14 protein-coding genes are annotated in these 21,124 nt (G+C 57.4%); 13 read left to right on the forward strand and 1 reads right to left on the reverse strand.

Going from position 1 to position 21,124, the window contains the following annotated elements; genetic code table 11:
- Nucleotides 1-33 precede the first annotated feature (33 nt).
- The 8 genes from ACRC0P_RS10275 to ACRC0P_RS10310 all read left to right on the forward strand — a co-directional run bounded on the left by ACRC0P_RS10275 (nt 34) and on the right by ACRC0P_RS10310 (nt 11,061).
- Nucleotides 34-882 carry a KilA-N domain-containing protein gene (locus ACRC0P_RS10275; protein WP_438630531.1) on the forward strand — a complete coding sequence of 283 codons (849 nt, stop codon included), beginning with the start codon at nt 34-36 and terminating at the stop codon, nt 880-882.
- Nucleotides 879-2,399 carry a type I restriction-modification system subunit M gene (locus ACRC0P_RS10280; protein WP_438630533.1) on the forward strand — a complete coding sequence of 507 codons (1,521 nt, stop codon included), beginning with the start codon at nt 879-881 and terminating at the stop codon, nt 2,397-2,399. Before ACRC0P_RS10275 ends, ACRC0P_RS10280 begins: the two co-directional genes overlap by 4 nt.
- A gap of 94 nt (nt 2,400-2,493) precedes the next feature.
- Nucleotides 2,494-3,780, forward strand: a complete 1,287-nt coding sequence (locus ACRC0P_RS10285; protein WP_438630535.1) for a restriction endonuclease subunit S — start codon at nt 2,494-2,496, stop codon at nt 3,778-3,780.
- Nucleotides 3,773-4,864: a DUF4917 family protein gene (locus ACRC0P_RS10290; protein WP_438630537.1), complete on the forward strand. Its 1,092-nt coding sequence runs from the start codon at nt 3,773-3,775 to the stop codon at nt 4,862-4,864. Before ACRC0P_RS10285 ends, ACRC0P_RS10290 begins: the two co-directional genes overlap by 8 nt.
- A gap of 105 nt (nt 4,865-4,969) precedes the next feature.
- Nucleotides 4,970-5,707, forward strand: a complete 738-nt coding sequence (locus ACRC0P_RS10295; protein ID WP_438630539.1) for a Fic family protein — start codon at nt 4,970-4,972, stop codon at nt 5,705-5,707.
- Between the two features lie 31 nt (nt 5,708-5,738).
- Entirely contained in the window at nt 5,739-6,566 is an 828-nt protein-coding gene (locus tag ACRC0P_RS10300) for an SEC-C metal-binding domain-containing protein (RefSeq protein ID WP_438630541.1), read from the forward strand.
- 222 nt (nt 6,567-6,788) lie between these two features.
- Complete coding sequence (locus ACRC0P_RS10305; RefSeq protein WP_438630543.1) at nt 6,789-10,100, forward strand: type I restriction endonuclease subunit R; 3,312 nt, start codon at nt 6,789-6,791, stop codon at nt 10,098-10,100.
- 187 nt (nt 10,101-10,287) lie between these two features.
- Nucleotides 10,288-11,061, forward strand: a complete 774-nt coding sequence (locus ACRC0P_RS10310; protein ID WP_438630545.1) for a M48 family metallopeptidase — start codon at nt 10,288-10,290, stop codon at nt 11,059-11,061.
- Nucleotides 11,062-11,387: 326 nt separating this feature from the next.
- Here the strand turns inward: ACRC0P_RS10310 and ACRC0P_RS10315 are convergent, their stop codons facing one another.
- The gene (locus ACRC0P_RS10315; protein ID WP_438630547.1) at nt 11,388-13,052 is read right to left on the reverse strand and encodes a methyl-accepting chemotaxis protein; all 1,665 of its coding nucleotides are present in this window, start codon (nt 13,050-13,052) and stop codon (nt 11,388-11,390) included.
- A gap of 742 nt (nt 13,053-13,794) precedes the next feature.
- On the opposite strand from ACRC0P_RS10315, the gene ACRC0P_RS10320 reads away from it, so the two are divergent.
- The 5 genes from ACRC0P_RS10320 (at nt 13,795) to cas7e (ending at nt 21,123) form a co-directional block, all read left to right on the forward strand.
- Nucleotides 13,795-14,631, forward strand: coding sequence for a helix-turn-helix transcriptional regulator (locus ACRC0P_RS10320; protein WP_438630549.1), 837 nt, complete (start codon nt 13,795-13,797; stop codon nt 14,629-14,631).
- 194 nt (nt 14,632-14,825) lie between these two features.
- Nucleotides 14,826-17,522 carry a CRISPR-associated helicase Cas3' gene (cas3, locus tag ACRC0P_RS10325; protein ID WP_438630551.1) on the forward strand — a complete coding sequence of 899 codons (2,697 nt, stop codon included), beginning with the start codon at nt 14,826-14,828 and terminating at the stop codon, nt 17,520-17,522.
- A 334-nt stretch (nt 17,523-17,856) separates the two neighbouring features.
- Nucleotides 17,857-19,437, forward strand: coding sequence for a type I-E CRISPR-associated protein Cse1/CasA (gene casA / locus ACRC0P_RS10330; RefSeq protein ID WP_438630553.1), 1,581 nt, complete (start codon nt 17,857-17,859; stop codon nt 19,435-19,437).
- On the forward strand, nt 19,434-19,973 hold the full coding sequence (casB, locus tag ACRC0P_RS10335) for a type I-E CRISPR-associated protein Cse2/CasB (protein WP_438630555.1): 540 nt from the start codon (nt 19,434-19,436) through the stop codon (nt 19,971-19,973). Before casA ends, casB begins: the two co-directional genes overlap by 4 nt.
- A 10-nt stretch (nt 19,974-19,983) precedes the next feature.
- Nucleotides 19,984-21,123, forward strand: a complete 1,140-nt coding sequence (cas7e, locus tag ACRC0P_RS10340; RefSeq protein WP_438630557.1) for a type I-E CRISPR-associated protein Cas7/Cse4/CasC — start codon at nt 19,984-19,986, stop codon at nt 21,121-21,123.
- The last annotated feature ends 1 nt before the right edge of the window (nt 21,124 follow it).

Genomic DNA, 21,124 nt, shown 5'->3' on the forward strand with positions numbered 1-21,124 from the left:
ACGAACCGCTCAAGACTTCACAAGGAGGCTGAAATGTCAGAGATTAATGTGCTGGAGAGGAAAGTAAGAATCCAGAGCGTTGCACAGGAGGATTACCTGTCCCTGACCGACATTGCGAAGTACAAGAACGAGCAGCACACCGACGACCTGATTCGCAACTGGCTGCGCAACCGCAATACCCTGGAATTCCTCGGGATATGGGAGCAGCTCTACAACCCGGATTTCAATCCCGTGGAATTCGACGGGATTAAAATGCAGGCCGGGCTCAATAGCTTTACCCTGACCCCCAAACAGTGGATCGGCGCTACCGGGGCCATAGGCATTACCTCCAGGGCCGGCCGCTACGGCGGCACCTACGCACACAAGGATATCGCCTTCGAATTCGCCGCATGGATATCCGTTGAATTCAAGCTTTATCTCATCAAGGAGTTCCAGCGCCTCAAGGAGCAGGAGCGCGAAACCCTGGGCTGGGACATCCGCCGCAATCTGGCCAAGCTGAACTATCGCATCCACACCGATGCTATCAAGACCCACCTGGTCCCGAGCGTGCTCAGCAAGCAACAGATCTCGCGGGTGTACGCTTCCGAGGCCGACGTGCTGAACCTCGCTCTGTTCGGCCAGACCGCCGCCGAGTGGCGCGCCGCCAATCCGGGCGAAAAGGGCAACATCCGCGACCAGGCCAGTGCGCCGCAACTGCTCTGCCTGGCCAATTTGGAAAACCTCAACGCCCTGTTCATCAGCGAAGGGAAATCCCAAAGCGAGCGGCTGAAACAACTAAACGCCATCGCGATACAGCAAATGACCCTGCTGGCCGACCAGGCCGCACGGCTGGAAGGCAAGAGCCGGCTATCAAAAACAGAATCTTCCGGAGAAAAACAATGACCGAGAAAGTCAACCAGGACAGCGTCAATAAGGCTTTATGGGCCGCCTGCGACACCTTCCGCGGCACCATCAGCGCCGACACCTACAAGGATTTCATCCTCACCATGCTGTTCCTCAAATACATCTCCGATGTATGGCAGGACCACTACGAAACCTATGTGGAAGAGCACGGCGACGAGCCGGAACTCATCGAGGAGCTGATGAAGAACGAGCGCTTTGTGCTGCCCCGGGATGCCAGCTTCTACACACTGTGGGAGCACCGCCACGAACCCGGCAACGGCGAGCGCATCGACCAGGCGCTGCAAGCAATCGAAGAGGCCAACGGCAGCAAGCTCAGGGACGCCGGCAAAAGCGTATTCCAGGATATCTCTTTCAATACCGACCGCCTGGGCGAGGAAAAGCAGAAGAACACCATACTGCGCCACCTGCTGGAAGACTTCGCCAAGTCCGAAATGAATCTGCGCCCCAGCCGCGTGGGTTCACTGGACGTGATCGGCAACGCCTACGAATACCTGATCAAGAACTTCGCCGCCAGCGGCGGCCAGAAGGCCGGCGAATTCTACACCCCGCCCGAAGTGAGCGATCTGATCGCCGAACTGCTGGACCCACAACCGAACGACACCATCTGCGACCCCGCCTGCGGCTCCGCCTCGCTGTTGATGAAGTGCGGGGCCAAGGTGCGCAAGAATCACAATTCCAGGCAGTACGCCCTCTACGGCCAGGAAGCCATCGGCTCCACCTGGAGCCTGGCGAAAATGAATATGTTCCTGCACGGCGAGGACAACCACAAAATTGAGTGGGGCGACACCATCCGCAACCCCAAGCTGCTAGACAAACACGGCGACTTGATGCTGTTCGACATAGTGACCGCCAACCCGCCCTTCAGCCTGGACAAGTGGGGCCACGACGAAGCCGAGCACGACAAATACGGCCGCTTCCGCCGCGGCGTACCGCCAAAAACCAAGGGCGACTACGCCTTTATCCTGCATATGATCGAAACTCTGAAGCCGAAGACTGGGCGCATGGGCGTGGTGGTGCCCCACGGCGTACTCTTCCGCAGCTCCAGCGAGGGCAAGATTCGCCAGAAGCTGATCGAGGAAAATCTGCTGGACGCGGTGATCGGCCTGCCGGAAAAACTCTTCTACGGCACCGGCATCCCCGCGGCCATCCTGATCTTCAGCCGCAACAAGGCCGACGATTCGATCATGTTTATCGACGCCAGCCGCGAGTTTAAGGCCGGCAAGAACCAGAACCTGCTGACCGAGGAGAATATCCGCAAGATAGTCGCCACCTACGAGGCCGGCGCCGATGTGGACAAGTACGCCTATGTTGCCGATCTCGACGAAGTTCGCGAGAACGACTACAACCTCAACATCCCCCGCTATGTGGATACTTTCGAAGAGGAAGAGGAAATCGACCTGATGGCGGTGCGCAAAGAGCGGGAGCAGCTCAAGGCGCAACTGGCCGATCTGGAAGTGGAGATGGAAGGCTACCTCAAGGAGCTGGGATACACCTGACAGATGGCCGGCGAAGCGCGAGCGCCCGGTAGGAGCCTACTTGCGACTGCCACTGATGGCGGGAATGCAGATCAATCAACAAGGTTGAGAATTAATGGTTAAAAAATCAGCGTACCCGGCAACGGTTCAGTCGGGAAAACCACTATTAGGTGAGTTGCCTTCTGGGTGGCGAAGGATTCCACTCGGTGAGCACCTTGTCGAAATGAAGAGATCTGTAAAGCTTGAGGCGGATGTGGAATACGATCTTGTGACTGTAAAGCGTGCTCGTGGAGGCGTCGCCAGACGTGAGCATCTACTTGGCAAGAATATCGCTGTACAGAGTCAATTCAAGATCGAAGCCGGCGATTTCCTTATATCCAAACGACAGATCGTGCATGGAGCCTGTGGAATTGTCCCGCCTGAATTGGACGGATCAATAGTATCAAATGAATATTCAGTACTTTGCTCAGATGGGCATATTTGCTTAGAGTTTTTAAAATACCTCTCCCATTCTATTTACTTTCAACAAACATGCTTTCATTCAAGTATAGGCGTTCATGTTGAAAAAATGATCTTTAAGATCGATCAATGGTTAAAATTCCCGTTCAATATTCCTCCGCTGCCAGAACAAAAGAAAATCGCCCAAATCCTCTCCACCTGGGATAAGGCCATCACCACCACCGAACAACTGCTCGCCAATAGCCGGCAGCAGAAAAAGGCGCTGATGCAGCAGTTGCTTACCGGTAAGAATCGGTATCCTGGGTTTAGTGGTGAATGGAATGATCATTATCTAACAGATGTTGCCAAAGTAATTGTCAGCCCGGTAGACAAAAAGACTGTAGATGGCGAAATCTCAGTCAGGCTCTGTAACTACACCGATGTGTATTACAACACACATATCACCCGAAATCTTAAGTTCATGGAAGCAACCGCTAAGCAAGCGGAAATTGATAGGTTTGCACTGAAGATTGGTGATGTGGTTATTACTAAGGATTCGGAAACGCCAGGCGATATCGCGGTCCCTGCACTGATATCTGAGGACCTTGGAGGTGTCGTATGTGGCTATCATCTAGCGATTGTGCGCCCGAAAAGAAGCGTCTTAGATAGCGCTTTCTTGAACTATTTGTTCTCAATGCAGAAAACACGATACTACTTTTTCACTCTTGCTACCGGAGCTACTCGCTTCGGCCTATCAATTGGTGGGATAAACAAGGCGCACTTCAAATTACCACCGATCAAGGAGCAACGAAGAATTGCCTCGGCGCTGTCCATTTCAGACCAAGAAGTCGAAGTGTTGAAACAAAAGCTCGATTTCCTGAAGCGGGAGAAAAAATCCCTTATACAACAGTTGCTGACCGGCAAGCGCAGGGTTAATGTGGAACGTGAGGCGCGGAATGGCTGATATTTTGACATTTCAGGACGCAATCACAGACTCATCTAAATACTCAAAGCGGCATCTCTTGCTGGGAAATGGGTTCAGTATTGCCTGTCGAGCGGATATTTTTCATTATGAATCTCTGTTTGGGCAGGCTGATTTCTCCGCTATTCCGGAGGCAAGGAGGGTTTTCGAAGCGCTAGGTACCCAAGATTTTGAAGAAGCTATAAGGGCTTTAGAAAGTGGTGCTAAGATTTTACCGTGTTATATACCTGAATATTCTTCAGCTGTTGATCAAATGAGTACCCATGCTGAGACGTTAAAGGATTTGCTGGTGTCTACCATAGCTGGCAGTCACCCAGTAAACCCTAGTTCAGTGGATGAAGCAAGATTTTGGGCGTGCCGTAAATTTCTCAGTTATTTTATTGGCAACAATTTTAATAACGGCGGTCATGTCTTCACGCTGAACTATGACCTTCTTTTGTACTGGACGTTGATGAATGAGGGGAATCCATTTGCAGAAAATCCGGTTGATCTGAAGAAGAATGATAGCTTCGGAAACGATGAAGACAATCCATTTGCCGATTATGTCGTTTGGCAGGGAGAGACTGCCGCGCACAGTGCCAATATCTATTTTCTGCACGGAGCCTTGCATTTATTTGATTCTGGTTCAGAGCTGCAAAAATATACATGGGCTCGGAGTGGTGAGCGTCTGGTCGATCAGGCGCGCTCAGCTATAGAGCAAGGTAAGTTTCCGCTGTTCGTTGCAGAGGGAACAAGCACGCAAAAGAAGAATAAAATTCGCCACAATGCATATTTATACCAGGGATACAAGGTGCTCACTTCCAATGCTCAAACCGGCAGTCACTGCTTCTTTATATTTGGACATTCCTTAGCTCAGAACGATGATCACATTTTGACCAGGCTGGCTCGTGGCAAGTTCAAGAAGCTTTATGTGAGTATATACGGGAATCCAGATAGTGATACAAACAAAACGATAATACAGCGTGCCAATGAATTGGCCGGCCAACGTCATGAAAGGTATCCGCTTTCGATAGCCTTCTATGATGCTGCCACCGCAAAAGTATGGGGCGAAAATGACGGGCGATAATGGGCCAACCATGCCTGGAGCTTTGGAAGCTCTCAAGGCAATGGTAAAGGGACGATCAGGTGGCTAAAAGATCAGTGCTGACCGAACAAACATCGGTGAAAATCTATGTTCGATAAACTAGACCAACTAAAAACCAAGCTGGACGCCTATCGCCCCCTGCCGCCGGCCGCGGTCAGAAACCTGCACGACGATCTGGTGCTGCGCTGGACGTATCATTCCAATGCCATAGAGGGTAATACGCTCACTTTGATGGAAACCAAGGTGGTACTGGAAGGTGTCACCGTTGGCGGAAAATCCATGCGGGAGCATTTCGAGGCCATCAATCATCGCGATGCCATTTTGTATGTGGAAGATATTATCCAGAAAAACGAACCACTTTCCGAGTGGCAGATCCGCAATATTCACCAGCTAATCCTGAAAAATATCGACGACGAAAATGCCGGGCGCTACCGCAATATCAACGTCACCATCGCCGGTGCCAGCCATATTCCGCCGGACCACACATTGGTTCCGGAGCAGATGCGCGATTTCGTCAGATGGTATCAGGAGCAGGCCGCGTCTCTGCATCCGGTCGAGCGTGCTGCGTGGGTGCATGCGGATTTTGTCGGCATACATCCGTTCGTGGACGGCAACGGCAGGACATCGAGGTTACTAATGAACCTGGAACTGATGAAAGCGGGTTTTCCACCCTGCGTGATCACCGTTGAGCAACGGCTGCGCTACTATCAGGCGCTGGACAAGCTGCACACCACCGGAGATCGCGCGGATTTCACCGCGCTGATCGCGGAGGCGGTGGAAGCGAGTTTTGCTCCCTACTGGCATGCGCTCGGCATCCGGGATTGAGCGGAATGATGGTACAGACTGGAGTGATGCATTGAGTTCAGAGCAACCCCTCACCGTAGTGATTTCTGCAACCAAAGCCCTGGAGAAGTGGCTGGGCCGGGAAATTCCGCGTATGCCCAGCCCGGATGGCAAGCGTATCGGCACCCAGCCGCTGGTGACCGATAGCAGGACGGTAAGCTGGCAGTGCCATGTGATCGAAAACAAACCCGGCTCCGGTCTCTACACCGCCATCGCGGTGGAAGCCCACAGCCGCTATACGATTCTGCTGCCTTTTGAGGGGCGCGCCTCGCTAAAGGAGTTCTGGGCCGCACTGGAAAAGAATTGGTCGGAACAACTGGTACATCATATGCGCGAGGGCGGTTTTATCGAAAAGGCGCAGGCACGTAAGGTATTCGAGAAGTTTCTGCACAGCCCGCTGAAAGTGCACTGCTATCGGAATACGGATCTCAGTGTCAACGGCCATGTGACCGATGCGGAGCAGTGGGTGAAAGAGTCCTTTGAGGAGTACGGTATCGACCGGTTCGAACGGGAGGAGGCTTGTGGCGTGGGGATGCATATCAACCAGATGTTCAAGCGCGCGAAAAACCCCGAAGGCGTTCAGGAAACCTTTTATCCGGTTCCGCGCTTTCTGGCGGATGGCCTTTACCGCTTCACCCGCGGTCTGGCCACGGCGGACTTTCCCGGTACGCCCAGGGGCGATTACCCCAACCCCTACGGTGAAGTCGAGGGTGAAGCTGAGGGCGAAGCGGCCACGTTGAATCCCGCCCGAGAGCCCGCCGTCGCGGCATCCAAGGTGGGCCGCAATGATCCCTGCCCGTGCGGCAGTGGCAGGAAGTACAAAAAGTGCTGTTTACACTGAGCGGCGTTACGGGGAAGAACCAATGAATAAAATCAATAAGTTCCTACTTTTACTCAGCGCGGGCTTGCTCCCGATATTGGCACTTGGCTACAGTGCAGACAACACAACCGCCACGCTTAGTGCCCGCAAGGGTAACGCGCAACCTTGGCGGTTTTTCTATTTGTGGCACTGGGAGAGTGCGGTATTGGTGGTTGGGAGAAGATTGGGATCAAGAGAGCACAAATGACACAATTTGCCCCCAGATTTGAGGAAGAATATAGCGCCAAGCTTCCGGCCCTGACATTACTGACCAACCTGGGCTGGTCCTTCCTCTCTCCCGCCGAGGCCCTGGCCGCACGCGGCGGCAGGCAGGACGAGGTGGTGTTGCGCGCGGAGCTGCGCCGGCAGTTGCAGAAGCGCCGCTTTACCTTTGCCGGTCGCGAACATGCCTTGTCCGACAAGACCATCGACAACCTGGTCGCCGAACTGTGCAGCCCGGCGCTGAACGAGGGGCTGAATACCGCCAATGAGCGGCTGTACAACCATCTACTGTACGGCATTTCCGTCACCGAGTTTGTGGATGGCAAGAAGGCCAACCCCACTATTGCGCTGATCGACTGGCAGAATCCGGCCAATAACAGCTTTCTGTTTACCGAGGAGTTCAGCGTGACCCGCAGCGGCGGTGTGGAGAGCCGCCGGCCGGATATCGTGTGTTTTGTCAACGGCCTGCCGCTGGTGGTGATCGAGGCCAAGCGGCCGGATGGCCGCGCCAACAAGGGGCCGACCATCGACGAGGGCGTTTCCCAGTGCTTGCGCAACCAGCGCCACGATGAAATCCCGCTGCTGTTTGCCTACAGCCAGTTGCTGCTGTCCATCAACGGCGCCGAGGGCCGCTACGGCACCTGCGGCACCCCGGAGAAATTCTGGGCGGCCTGGCGCGAAGAGGATATCGGCCATGCCGAGATGTGCGGGATCAAGAACCACAAGTTAACGGATACACAGCTCGCCAATGTGTTCGGCCATCGCCCGGCGCGGGACCTGGACTGGTACCAGACCTTGATAGCCGGTGGCGAACTCGCCCTGACCGGGCAGGACCAGATTCTGATCAGCCTGCTCTCGCCGGCGCGCCTGCTGGAGATGACCCGCTACTTCACCCTGTTCGACAAGAAGGCGGGAAAAATTATCGCCCGCTATCAGCAGGTGTTCGGTATCAAGCGGCTGATCGAGCGTATCAATACCTTTGACTCTCCGCTTCCTACCCAATCCTCTCCCGGAGGGAGAGGGAGCAGAAAGGGCGGGGTGATCTGGCACACCACTGGTTCCGGCAAGTCGTTCACCATGGTGTTTTTGAGCAAGGCATTGATTCTGCACGATTCGTTGAAGCAGTGCCGCATTCTGGTGGTCACCGATCGGGTGGATTTGGAAACCCAGCTAAGCCGCACCTTCGCCTCCGGCGGCGAGCTGGCCGGCAGGAAGGACCGCGAGGCGGCCATGGCCACCTCCGGCACCCGCCTGGCGGAGCAGATTGGCAAGGGTTCAGAGCGGATTATCTTTTCACTGATCCAGAAATTTAATACCGCCACCAAACTGCCGGAGTGCGTGAACACCAGCGCTGACATTATTGTGCTGATCGACGAGGGCCACCGGAGCCAGGGCGGTGAGAACCATATCCGCATGAAACAGGCGCTGCCCAACGCCGCCTTTGTGGCCTTCACCGGCACTCCGCTGCTGAAGGACGACAAGACCACCAACAAGTTCGGCCCCATAGTGCACGCCTACACCATGCAGCGCGCCGTCGAAGATCGCGCGGTAACGCCGCTGTTGTACGAGGAGCGCATCCCCGACCTGGATGTGAATGAGCGCGCTATCGACAGCTGGTTCGAGCGTATTACCGAGGGGCTGAGCGACGAGCAGCGCACGGACCTGAAAAAGAAATTCGCCAGGAAAGGTCGGGTTTACGGCGCCGACGACCGCATCCGCTTGATCGCGCTGGATATCGCCAACCACTTCGTAAAGAGCATCGACGAGGGCCTGAAGGGCCAGCTGGCCTGCGAGAGCAAGCTGGCCGCCATCAAGTACAAGCAGTACCTGGACGAGGCGGGCCTGTTTGAATCCGCGGTGGTGATGAGCCCACCGGACAGCCGCGAGGGCAACAGCGAGGTGGACGAGTCCACCATGCCGGAAGTGCAGAAGTGGTGGAAGGAAAATGTGGGTTCCCGGGAGGAGCAGGCCTACACCAAAGACCTGATCGAGCGCTTTGAAAAAGACGAATCGCTCAAGCTACTGATCGTGGTGGACAAGCTGCTCACCGGTTTCGACGAGCCGAAAAACACCGTGCTCTATATCGACAAGCCGCTGAAGGAACACAACCTGATCCAGGCTATCGCGCGGGTCAACCGCCTGCACCCGCAGAAAAGGTTCGGCCTGCTGATCGACTACCGCGGCATTCTCTCCGAGCTGGACACCACCATCGCCAAATACCAGGATCTCGCCTCCCGTACCCAGGGCGGCTACGACATCAACGATATCGCCAGTCTCTACAATCAGATGAGCACCGAGTACAAGCGATTGCCGCAGTTGTACAAAACCCTGTGGGCCATCTTCAGCGAGGTGAAGAACAAGAATGATATCGAGCAGTTGCGCCAGGTGCTGGTGCCTAAAGTTGAAGAGCGCAACGGTGAGCTGGTGGATGTGCACCTGAAGGTGCGCGAGGATTTCTATGAGGCCCTGACCGAATTTGCCAGCTGCCTGAAAGTCGCATTGCAATCGGCCACCTTCTTTGAAGACAAGAGCTTCAGCGATGAAGACCGCCGCCACTACAAGGAGACGGTGAAACAGTTCTCCAGTCTACGTCAGCTGGTAAAACAGGATGCCGGCGAGACCGTCAGCTACGACCAGTACGTCGAGCAGGTGAAGAAGCTGCTGGACAAGCATGTGGTGGGTGTGGAGGTGAAGGAGCCCGGTGGCGCCTACGAAGTGGGCAGGATGGGCCAGCAGCAGAAGCCGGAGGACTGGTCCGACGACAAGACTCGCAACGAAACCGATATCATCAAGACCCGCGTAGCCAAAACCATAGAGCAGGAACTGCGCGACGATCCCTACGCTCAGGAAGCCTTCTCGAAACTGCTGCGCCAGGCCATCGAGGAGGCGGCCAGCCTGTTCGACCACCCGCTGAAACAGTACCTGTTGTTCTGCGAGTTCGAGCAGCAGGTGCAGGAGCGCCGCCTGGATGATATCCCGGACGCCTTCGCCGGCAACCGCCACGCCCAGTCCTACTTCGGTGTGTTCAAAAAGACCCTGCCGGAAGTCTTCGCGGTGTCCGATCCCCAGGTGCAGGACAAGTGGATCAAGCTGGCGTTTGAGATTGACCAGAATGTTGAGACCTCGGTTGCCGAGCACTCCATCAACCCGCAGAACATCGAGGCGGATATCCGCAAAAAACTGCTGCCGATGCTGTTTAGGGAATGCAAGGCCGTCGGCGGCGGCATGAACCAGGCCAAGGCGATTGTGGAGTGGGTGGTGCAGATCACCCGTGTTGGGCTTTCCGGGGCTTAGCGATGATAACGTTTCGGATGTCAGGAGGCCGGCTCCTACAGGGGCAATATGCAGGATGGGCAAAGCGCTGTGTGCCCATCAAAACCCGGTTGATGGGCACACAGCGCTTTGCCCATCCTACGGCGCTGCCCGACTGCAGGCAGGCTATTCACTCCGAATTCAGTGCAATCCGAGCCTGGAGGTAATTATGGGCGTTGCGATAGCCGGATCAATTCAAGCCGAAGATGGAAGCCCGCTGTGGTTCAACTACGGCGATCAGCGCATCTGTTTCGAGCGCATCCTGCGCAGTAGCCATGTGCCGCGAGTGCTAATCAAGGTTCACCCGGATTGCCGGGTGCAGGTATCCGCGCCGGAAACTGCCAGTGATGAAGAGGTGCGCGCAGCGGTACAGAAGCGGGGCCGCTGGATCTACCGGCAACTGCGCGAGTTTCGCGCGCAATTGCAGCATGTAACACCCCGGCAGTACATCAGCGGAGAGAGCCACTACTACCTGGGCAGGCAGTATATGCTCAAGGTGATGGAAGATTCTCGGGAGAAACAGCAGGTCAAATTGCTGCGCGGCAGGCTGGAAGTATCAGCGCGCGAGAAGAGCCGGGAGCGCGTGCGCGAGCTGCTGAGCGACTGGTATCGGGCCAGGGCCCGAGAAATTTTTGCCCGGCGCTTGGCGGTCATACTAGAGCAGACCCTCTGGGTTGGTGAGCCGCCGCCACTGCGCATCCTGGCCATGCAGACCCAGTGGGGCAGCTGTTCACCCAATGGCCGGCTTACGTTAAATCCCCACCTGGTCAAGGCGCCGCGGGATTGCATCGACTATGTGATCCTGCACGAGCTCTGCCATATTGCCGAACACAATCACAGCGAACGCTTCTACCGGTTGATGAAACAGGTGATGCCCAACTGGGAGCAGGTGAAAGCCCGGCTGGACGGAATGGCGAGCAGGTTGTTGAATGGCGCCTTTTAGCGGCCAAAGGAGTGCTTGGCTATTTCGATAGTAGTAGGTCCATCCGCGTAGCTCTTTCTCGGCTGCATAAAGCCCCGGCCTCTCCCCTTAGCTTAGTGCCATTGAGGGCTGAATGCTGCGCTGGCGCACAATTGATCCCGCCAGCTGCTTCAGGTAAAAACTGTATCTCTAACGCTTTTTCCGGATACGCTGCATCGCCGCTTTCTCCCGTTCCAGCTCGGTGCGCGTATTCTCGTAGGTCTCCACCAGTGAGTGGAGGTGTTCTGGCTGCCATCAGATCACACCCCTCTCCCGCTTGCGGGGGAGGGGGCAAATGGCGCCACTATTCAGGCCGCTGCAAGGTTCTCTTCCCTGCCCGCTTGTCCTGCACCTGAGAGCACCGTCGCGGGCTGCCCTTCGCCTGTTTGCACGATGGATTGTTTGGTCTGGGCGAAGCCTTCCTCACTGATCTGGAAACGGGCTACCAGGCTTTGCAACTGCCGCGCCTGCTCCTCCAGCGACCGGGAGGCATTGCTGGATTCCTGCACCAACGAGGCATTTTGCTGGGTTACCGCATCGATCTGGGTGACCGCGGCCGTGACCTGGTTGATGCCGTTGATTTGCTCTCCGGTTGCCGTGGATACCTCGAGCATCAACGCGGCCAGGTTGTTGATGGCCGATACCGCCTGGTCGATGGTCGCGCCGCTGCGCTCGGCCTGGGTAGCGCAGCGGCTGATCATCTCCTGGGTTTCGTCCAGCATGGAGCGGATCTTGCCGGCGGATTCGGTGGCGCCGCTGGCCAGGCTGCGCACCTCTTCCGCCACCACGGCAAAACCCCGTCCCTGCTCCCCGGCCCTGGCCGCCTCCACGGAGGCGTTGAGGGCGAGGATGTTGGTCTGGAAAGCGATGCCGTCAATCACCTCGATGATGCTGTTCATCTCGTTGGAGCGCTGGGCGATTTCCTGCATCAGGGACACGCTGGTCTTCACCTCCTCTCCCCCGGCGCGGGCGCTGTCGGAAGCGGTGCTGGCCAGGTCGCTGGCTTTCCGGGTGGTCTGGGAATTTTGCTGCACGGTAGCGGAAAACTCCTCCATGCTCGCCGCTGTCTCCTGCAGAGCCGCCGCCTGCTGCTCGGTGCGCGTGGAGAGTTCCTGCGCCCCCGCGGCCACCTCGTTGGCCCCGGTGTACACCGAATCGCTGGCGCCGCGCAGGCCGGAAACCAGCCCTGTGAGGGAAGCGCTCATCCGGCGCATCGCCGCTAACAGCATGGCCGCCTCGTCGCGACCGCTGACCGATATTTCCTGGCGCAGGTCGCCCTGGCTGATCCCTTCGGCGGCATCCACGGCGCGCCGCAGCGGGATGGTGATGCTGCGGGTGATGGCGACGGAGAGCAGCGCCGCCAGTGCCAGCGCCACCAGTGCCACTGCCAGCAGCCAGCGCACCGCGCGCTCGAAGGATCGCGCCATGGCCGGCATCACCTCGGCCATACCCGCGGTGGTCAGTTCGTTGATGGCTCCGGCGTGGGTTTCGAGTCCGTAGATATTCGCCTTGTGCTCGGAGAAGGCCGCGTTGGCCGACTGGGCACTTCTCAGTTTGCCGGAAACGATGCGCTCATGGACACCGGCGAAGTCCGCCCGGTAGGCGGCCAGCGCCCGCTGCGCCTGCTCGTAACGCTGCAACAGGGTTTCATCAGAAGTCAGCGAGAGACCCGCCTGCAGGGTCCCGGCGAGCCGTTCGCCGGTTTCCCGCCAGCGCTGGAAATAGGACTGCACCTTCTCCTTCGATCTGATATTGATGAATACGTCTTTCTCGTAGCGGCGCTCCTCCAGCGCCAGGATCTGTACCCGCTGCGCATTCAGCGCCAGGGCGGCACTGACGTTGAGCGCCTCGTCAGAGGTGTCCTTGAATTTTGACAGGGAGTAGAGGCCCACTCCCGTGGCCAGTGCCAGCAGCCCCGAGACAACGGCGAAGGCGAGCGCGAGCCGCGCCCCTATCCTGATGCGGTTTAACATTGTTCCTCTCTTGAATATGTGTTGTATGGAAGCCGGTCTTATCGGCCGGGGCGGCAGACCCTTGAAATTCCGCAAAGTCCATCGTAGTAAAAGCAATAGAAATGAATAGCAATATGAAGATGGCAAATGCCGATGATACGATTGCCTCTATCGAACTCATTGTGTGGAAGCCTCGTAAATAACTTCACCCATCTTCTCACCTCCCCGCTGCACGAACAGGGCCTTGCGCTGCGCGAAAAAGTGGTCGGTACGGAATGGCGCTGACTTAAGCGCAAATGGCCTTATCTGTAGGGTGGATAAGCGAAGCGCATCCACCAGTTACAATGCCTGGGGCGGCGGATGCGCTTCGCTTACCCGCCCTGCGGGAGCCGGAAACCGCTTAAGTAAGTGCCATTCTGGTCGGTACGCAGGTGACCGTGTTTGCTGTATGTGGAGATATAGAGGCGGTCGATCTGCTGGAGTATCTGCGCAACTTCTGGCGCTCCTGCTCAGGCATCTGTGCCAGCTCAATAAGCCGTCATGGGAATACCCCAGGATTCAGGGGTTACTGGGCCAGCCGCTGTGTGGCGATTAATGGACCGGGCGAGTGCCATCCACCGCCAGACTCGGTCAACCGGAAAAGAGCGGGAATGCGGGACTGGCGCACAATTGACCACAGCAGCTATTTCAGGTAAAAACTGTGTCTCAGTTCGCAAAACAATAATGCAGTCAGAGCTGCGCCGCATGGAGCTACCGTCGAGCCATGGAAGAGATCCAACAGCGCCGCTTCTGGCTGATCGAACTCATCGCCTACTGGGAAGGGCGGCTCACTACCACCCATCTGCGGGAATTCTTCGGCATCAGCCGCCAGCAGGCGAGCGCGGACATCGGGCGCTACCGGGAAACCCACCCCGGCAACCTTCCGGACTACCAACACAGCGACAGGGCCTACCTGCCCAGCCCGGAATTCGAGCGCCACTACATCAGTGCCGACGTGGCCGAATACCTCAACTGGATGGCCGGCCTCAGCGCCCGCTCGCTGCCCACCCGCCCCTCCTGCCAACTGCCCAACCTGGTGCTCAGGCACCCCGCCCGCAACGTCACCCCGCAACTGACCCGCCCACTGGTCAGAGCCATCCGCGAACAGCGACGGGTGGAAGTGGACTACGGCTCCATCGCCAATCCGGACCGGGAAGGCCGCATCATAGCCCCCCACACCTTCGTCAACACCGGCCTGCGCTGGCACCTGCGCGCCTGGTGTGAAAAGAACCAGCAATATCGGGATTTCGTCCTCAGCCGGTTCCACGGCGAGCCGGAAGTGCTCGACAAATCCCCCCGCAGCGCCAAAGGCGACACCGCCTGGAACACCGAGATCACCCTCATCCTGCAACCGGACCTGCGCCTCTCTGCCGAACAGAAGGCCGTACTGGAACACGACTACAGCATGGAGGGCGGCCAGCTCCGCCTGCAAACCCGCGCCGCCCTGGCCAGCTACCTGCTCAAGGAAATGCAGGTAAATACCAAGATGCTGGACGGGAGGCCGGAGGCGCAGCAGTTGGTGCTTGTAAACTATGAGGACGTTAAGGGGTGGCTTTTTTAGCGGCAGCTGCTCCACCGGGCTTGGGAGTGTCAACTGGGATGACCTGGGGATTTGTGCAGTGTTGGTCGTACTGAGTATGTATGGCATACCTGTTGGCCGGAAGCGAGAGGATTTACAAGGAATATTGATATGCCCGCTTGGAAAGAGAAAACCTTCGCAGGGAGCCACAAGTAGTGAGAGGGCCAGATAAATATATGGAGCGGTTTTCAGATCTCCCAGATGCCGCTCGTAGAGTCTGGGCCAAGAGTGGCGAAGGCTATGGGCACGGGCTCTTGGCACACCTGCTGGATGTAGCGGCGGTGGCTGAAGCTATTCTAATGCGCGAATCGGAGAGCAGTCGCTGGTGGGCGGCGCAAGCTTTGGGGTTGCCGCTGCCCAATCTAGTGCGTTGGGTCGCCTTTCTTGCCGGTTTACACGACTTTGGCAAAGCTATTCCGGGTTTTCAGGGCAAATGGCAAGAGGGACGTCAAGCTGACGAAGCTGTGGGACTGTCGTTTCCACAGCGTTCACTCGTTGTTACGGACCATGCCTGTGCCAGTGCGGCCTTGCTTGGCGAGCATCTGAACCTGCAAGGCGTTGAGCAGCGATACTGGGTTCTTCACGTATTGCAAGCCATCAGTGCTCATCACGGTTACAACTTTTCGCAGATCGAAATCAAACATGCCAAGCCGCTCCGCGAACCGGAGGCGTGGGGCGCGGCGCGGAATACGATTTTCGATGTTTTTCTGGCTGTGCTGGCACCGCAGAGAGTGCCAGAGGTTGAGGCTCTGTCACAGCCCGCCGTGCAGTGGTTGGCGGGGCTCACCAGTGTAGCTGACTGGATAGGCTCCAACCCCGAATGGTTTCCACCGGGCGAGCGTTGTGACCTGTTCGCCGACTACCACGTCGATGCCCTCCGGCGCGCCGATGAGGCTCTGTCAGCCATTGGCTGGATTGTGAATAAGCCCCTGTTGAGCGATTTGGCCGATGCCGACCAATTGATCGGGCGCATTATCCAGAAGCCCGAGTTTGGTGCTCGTCCGCTGCAGCGTGAGGCGGATAGCCTGCTTGACGGCGTACAGGGCCCTTCTCTGCTGTTGGTTGAGGCTCCTATGGGAGAGGGCAAAACGGAGTTGGCTTTTCTTGCGCACTTGCGCTTGCAGGCCGCCAACCAGCACCGGGGTTTATACCTGGCACTGCCGACTCAGGCCACGGGCAATGCCCTGTTTCAGAGGGCAGTCAATTTTCTGAGCGCCTTTGCCGGTGACGCCGCTTTGGATATGCAGCTGGTACATGGTGGTGCAGCGCTGCATGAACAGGTACTGCATCTGCGTGGTATTCACGGTACGCCTGGAGAAAGCATCACCTCTTCTGCCTGGTTCTCCCAGCGCCGGCGCCCACTGCTCTCGCGCTACGGTGTTGGCACTGTGGATCAGGCGCTGTTCGCGGCGCTCAATGTCAAGCACCACTTTGTTCGCCTGTGGGGACTCGGCAACCGGGTGGTGGTGCTCGACGAAGTGCATGCCTATGACACCTACACATCTGGATTGATCGCCACTTTACTGCGTTGGCTCAAGGCCATGGGCAGCTCGGTGGTGCTGATGAGTGCGACCCTACCGGCAAAACGCCGCGCAGATTTGCTGCGCGCCTGGGGCGTGGATGCCAATGAAATTCCCGAGCTGCCTTATCCTCGCCTGCTGCTGGCCGACAACCGCGGCCTGCGCGGCACAACTTGCGATGCCAGGCTGCTGCCGCCGATCAACTTGCAGGCGGTAAGGGAGGACTTGGATAGCCTGTCCGCCTGTGCGATCGAATGCCTGCAACTCGGTGGTTGCGGCGCCCTGATCGTCAATACAGTTGACCGGGCCCAGGAGATTTACCTCAAGTTGAAAGATCAACTGGGGGGTGGCGTTAAGCTCATGCTATTCCACGCGCGCTTCCCCGCTGATCAGCGCGGTGAGCTGGAGCGCGAAGTACTGGCCTGCTTCGGTGCCGACGGCGAGCGGCCGCAGCGGGCCTTACTGATTGCCACCCAAGTGGCAGAGCAGAGCCTCGACATCGACTTCGACTTCATGCTCACCGACTTGGCACCTATGGACCTGATTCTGCAGCGCGCGGGTCGGCTGCATCGCCACCGGCGCCCGCGGCCCGATGCCCATCAGCAGGCTCGCCTGTTTGTGGCCGGACTTTCCGCGGAAAGTCTGCCCGACCTCAAAACGACCGCCTGGAGATACGTTTACGACCCCTATATTCTGGGCCGTACCTGGGCGCTGCTTTCGCGCGAATCCATATTGCATTTGCCACAGGATATTGATCGGCTGGTGCAGTCGGTATACGGCGATACGGAATTGCCGGTGGGTCTGAGCGAAATAGATAGAGATTTTATCGAGACAGAGGCCTACGGCGATTATATTGGGAAATGCCGGGCAGAGCAGATGATGGCTGTCAATGTGGCCATAGACCCGGATGCCGAACCTCAGTTGGCCTATTCACAGAAGCTCCGCGGTTACGAACAGGGAGAGGAGGGGCTGGGCCTGCCCAACAGTACCCGCTTGGGTGATGACTCGATAACACTGGTTCCTGTTTATGAAAGCGCCGACGGTTGGAGCCTAACGCCGGGCGGCAGTACTTTCGGTCCCGACGAATGTCCGTCCGATGCATTGGCCAAGGCGCTCTATGCCCGCCAGATCAGGGTGTCCCGCAAAGCACTGGTCAAGCATTTTCAGGCCGCAAGTATTCCACAGGCTTTTTCCGAGCATCCTCTATTGCGTCACTTGGTGCCCATGCCGCTAAAAGACGGGTGTGTGCAGTTGGGGCAGCTGAGGGTGTACTTAGATGTCGAGTTGGGGCTTTCGTACAAAAATTGGGGGAGGGTGACTCCCCCTAAGAATCAAGCATCCCTACAAGAGTAGGGAGAGAGGTATTGACTAGGAAGCATCAAGCATCTAGCCGGTTCATCCCTTCGCGAGTTGAGGGGAATTGGGCGGGATGATAGCAAACTGCATGATTTAGTAAATGGATTAAGCATCTAGCCTTTGCGGGAGAATTTTATTTTGGTATTGTGCGCCGATCATAGGTGATATCGGAGCGTCGTCGTGGATGAACAGGATTGGTTGTTGGGCCTACTGGGGTTGCTGCTTGAGCATGGAAGTTCCTGGGAGGTCTGGGTAGGACTTCTGGTATGTGTGCTGGTCTTGGTGGTTTGGAAGGCCAAAAAGTTTCGCTTTCTAATTGAGCTGAGTACAGATGATGACAGGACAAGAGACGGATGAATCCTTCAGCCTGCTAGACGAACCCTGGCTGCCGGTGCGTTTGCAGAACGGTAAGGTATGCGACCTGGGGTTGTTAGAGGTTTTCCAGCGCGCCGGAGAAATCAGCGCATTGGCGGAAACGGCCCCGCCCAGCCTGATTGCCCAATACCGGTTGCTGCTGGCTATTACGCACAGAGCGCTTAGCCGCAGCCAGGGCAATTGGGCAGACGCAGATCGGACGCGTTGGTACCAAAGTGGCCTGCCGACTGAGGCGATGCTCGACTACCTGGAGCGCTGGCGTGATCGTTTCTGGCTGTTTCATCCAGAACAGCCATTTATGCAAGTAGCGGCGCTGGCCGAAGCGGAGGAAACCCGGGAAAAGCAGAAACCCTGGACACAGATATCCCTGGCCAGCGCCAACGGCAATACACCAGTCGTGTTCGACCATTCCTGCGATCTGACACCACAACCCACATCGGCGGCCAATGTGTTGCGAACCCTATTGGGGTTCCTTCAATTTACTCCCGGTGGCCTGGTCAAAACCCTGCGCTCTTCGGATAAGGCTGGGGCGCTGGCCAATACCGCCGCCGTCTTGCCCCTTGGTTCATCGCTGGCGGAAACCCTTTGTATGGCCCTGCACGCGCCTACTCCCTCTGGGCACGAGGATTTGCCGTGTTGGGAACACGAGTCGCCAAGCGTTGCGCAGTTGCAGGCCGCGCCGAGGCCGGCCAGCGGCCCCAATGACCGCTACACACGGCAGACTCGCGCAGTACTATTCCTGCCGGATGAACAGGGACAAGTGCAATGGTTGCGTTTTGCCGCCGGTATTGCCCTGGCCGACGATGTGCAGGCGCCCGACCCGATGGCCAGTTATCGCGTGAGCAAGCAAAACCTGGTGCGATTGAGTTTCACGGAGGGACGAGCCTTTTGGCGTGATTTGCCGACACTGTTGCCCGATGTCAAAGGCAAGGCCTCGCAGCCCGCACCGGTGTTGCACTGGGCTGCCAGCCTGTTGGCCAACCTCGCCACTAGCGAGCAGTCATTGTTGGTGGCGGGTTTGGCGAGCGATCAAGCCAAGCTTCTGCGTTGGCGCTCTGAGCGTTTCAATTTGCCGACTGCTCTATTGCTTTCTCCGGAAGGTGCCGAAGAGCTGCGCGTCTATGTGCGCCAGGCAGAAGAGGTCTTCAACGATATCAGAAGCGTCGCCGCGAGGGCCCTCGCGGAAAGCATGCCCGAATCGGAACACCCAGATACGAAAACACGTGCGCGCAAGCTGTTCGACACCGGTTCGGCGGCGCCGCTTTATTTCTCCGCAGCCGAGCGCTCACTGGGCCGGGTAATGGCCCTGCTGGGTAGCGGTAATTCCAGCGATCTGGATAAGGCCGACGCGATCTGGCAGCAGGCCCTGCTGGCGGCAGCCGATACGGTGTGGCAGTCGGTATGCGATGCGCTCGGTGATTCCCCGAAGGCGCTGCGCGCCGAGGCCAGGGGTTATATGAACCTGATGAAAAAGTTGAAGCCACTGAGGCCCGTCCAAACCAACCACGCCGTCGCCGAGGAGGAGACTCAAGTATGAGTGACATCAAGCAGGATTTTATCGCGCACCTGGAGCGTTTGCGGGAGCGCGACCGCGGGGCGATGGCCGTACTGCGCCGTAGCCTGGGCTTTTCCCCGGGGGCCTATCCACCGGCTTATCCCCATGTGGAGCGCTTTGCCGCCGAAAGACATGCGAATGACTCCTGGCGACTGGCCCTCTATGTGGTTGCGGGTCTATACGCCAGTCACCCTAGGCAGGCCAGCAAGACCCTGGCCGCCAGCCTGGGTGAGCTGGTGCGCAAACGGGAGAGCGGCAGCATTGAGCAGCGTTTTATCGCCCTGTTGGGTGCCGATGCAGAAAACTTGCCAGTATATCTTCGCCAGGTGATCACCTTGCTGGCCGCCGATGATAAGCCGCTGGACTATGCCGCCTTGTTAAAAGACCTGGCTACGTGGCTCAACCCGAAGGCCGATACCGAGTGGCGAGATGGCATTCGCCAACGCTGGGCCAGGGGTTTTTACCGAGCCCTGGAAGCCCCCACCCCCGAAACAGAATCCACACCTGCCAATAACTGAGAGGGACATCATGAGCCTTTTTATCGAATTCCACCTGATCCAGAATTTCGCACCATCCAACCTCAACCGCGATGACACCGGTGCACCCAAAGACGCGATCTTCGGCGGCCATCGCCGTGCCCGTGTAAGCAGCCAGTGCTTCAAACGCGCTATTCGTTTGGCCTCACAGGAACACGACCTGATTGCGCCGGAGTTTCGCGGTGTGCGCACCAAAAAACTCAAGTCATTATTGCTGGAGCGTCTGGGCGGTCGCGAGCAGACTGAAGCGGAGGGCAAGATTGAAGCCGCCCTGGCAGCCGCCGGCCTTAAACTCAAGGAGGACAAAACCGAATATCTTCTGTTTCTCGGCGAGGCTGAAATTACCGGTTTTGCCGACTTGATTGAGCAACACTGGGATGAATTAGTCGGTGCACCTGTAGGTGCGGAAAAGAAAGGCAAGAAGGAGGCCAAGGCCAGTGCACCGCCGGAAGTAGTGAAAAAAGCCAAGGCTCTACTGGATGGCGGCAAGGCTGTGGATGTTGCCCTGTTTGGCCGCATGCTGGCAGATATGCCTGGGGTCAACCAGGATGCCGCCTGCCAGGTAGCCCACGCCATCAGTACGCATCGAGTCGAGCGGGAATTTGATTACTTTACCGCCGTGGACGACAAGGGCGGTCCCGATGAGACCGGCGCGGGTATGATCGGTCAGGTGGAATTTAACTCCGCAACTTTCTACCGTTACGCCGCGGTCGATACCGGTAAATTGCAGAGCAATCTGCAGGGAGATGGCGAATTGACCCTTTCCGCGCTGTCGGCATTTACCCAGGCCATAGTGCGCGCTATTCCCACTGGCAAGCAGAATACCTTCGCCGCCCACAACCCGCCCAGTTTTGTCGGTGTCTGCTTGCGCCACAGCAGTCCGCTCAACCTGGCGAATGCGTTTGAAAAGCCTATTTCCGCTCGAGTGGACCAATCATTGACGGGCCAATCGGTAGCGGCGCTCGCAGCGCATGAAAAACAACTGGCTGTCGTTTACGGCGATTCGCGGGATCAGTGGGCTTATCTGGATCTGAGCGATGCTTGGCCGGAGAGCAACGGCAATCGCGTAGCCAATCTGGAGGATTTGACGGCGTGGGTGCGCATGCAGATAGCCGACCAGTTGGAGGCTTGAA

The sequence above is a fragment of the Microbulbifer sp. genome, assembly GCF_051659245.1.
In the GTDB taxonomy this organism is placed as follows: Bacteria; Pseudomonadota; Gammaproteobacteria; order Pseudomonadales; family Cellvibrionaceae; genus Microbulbifer.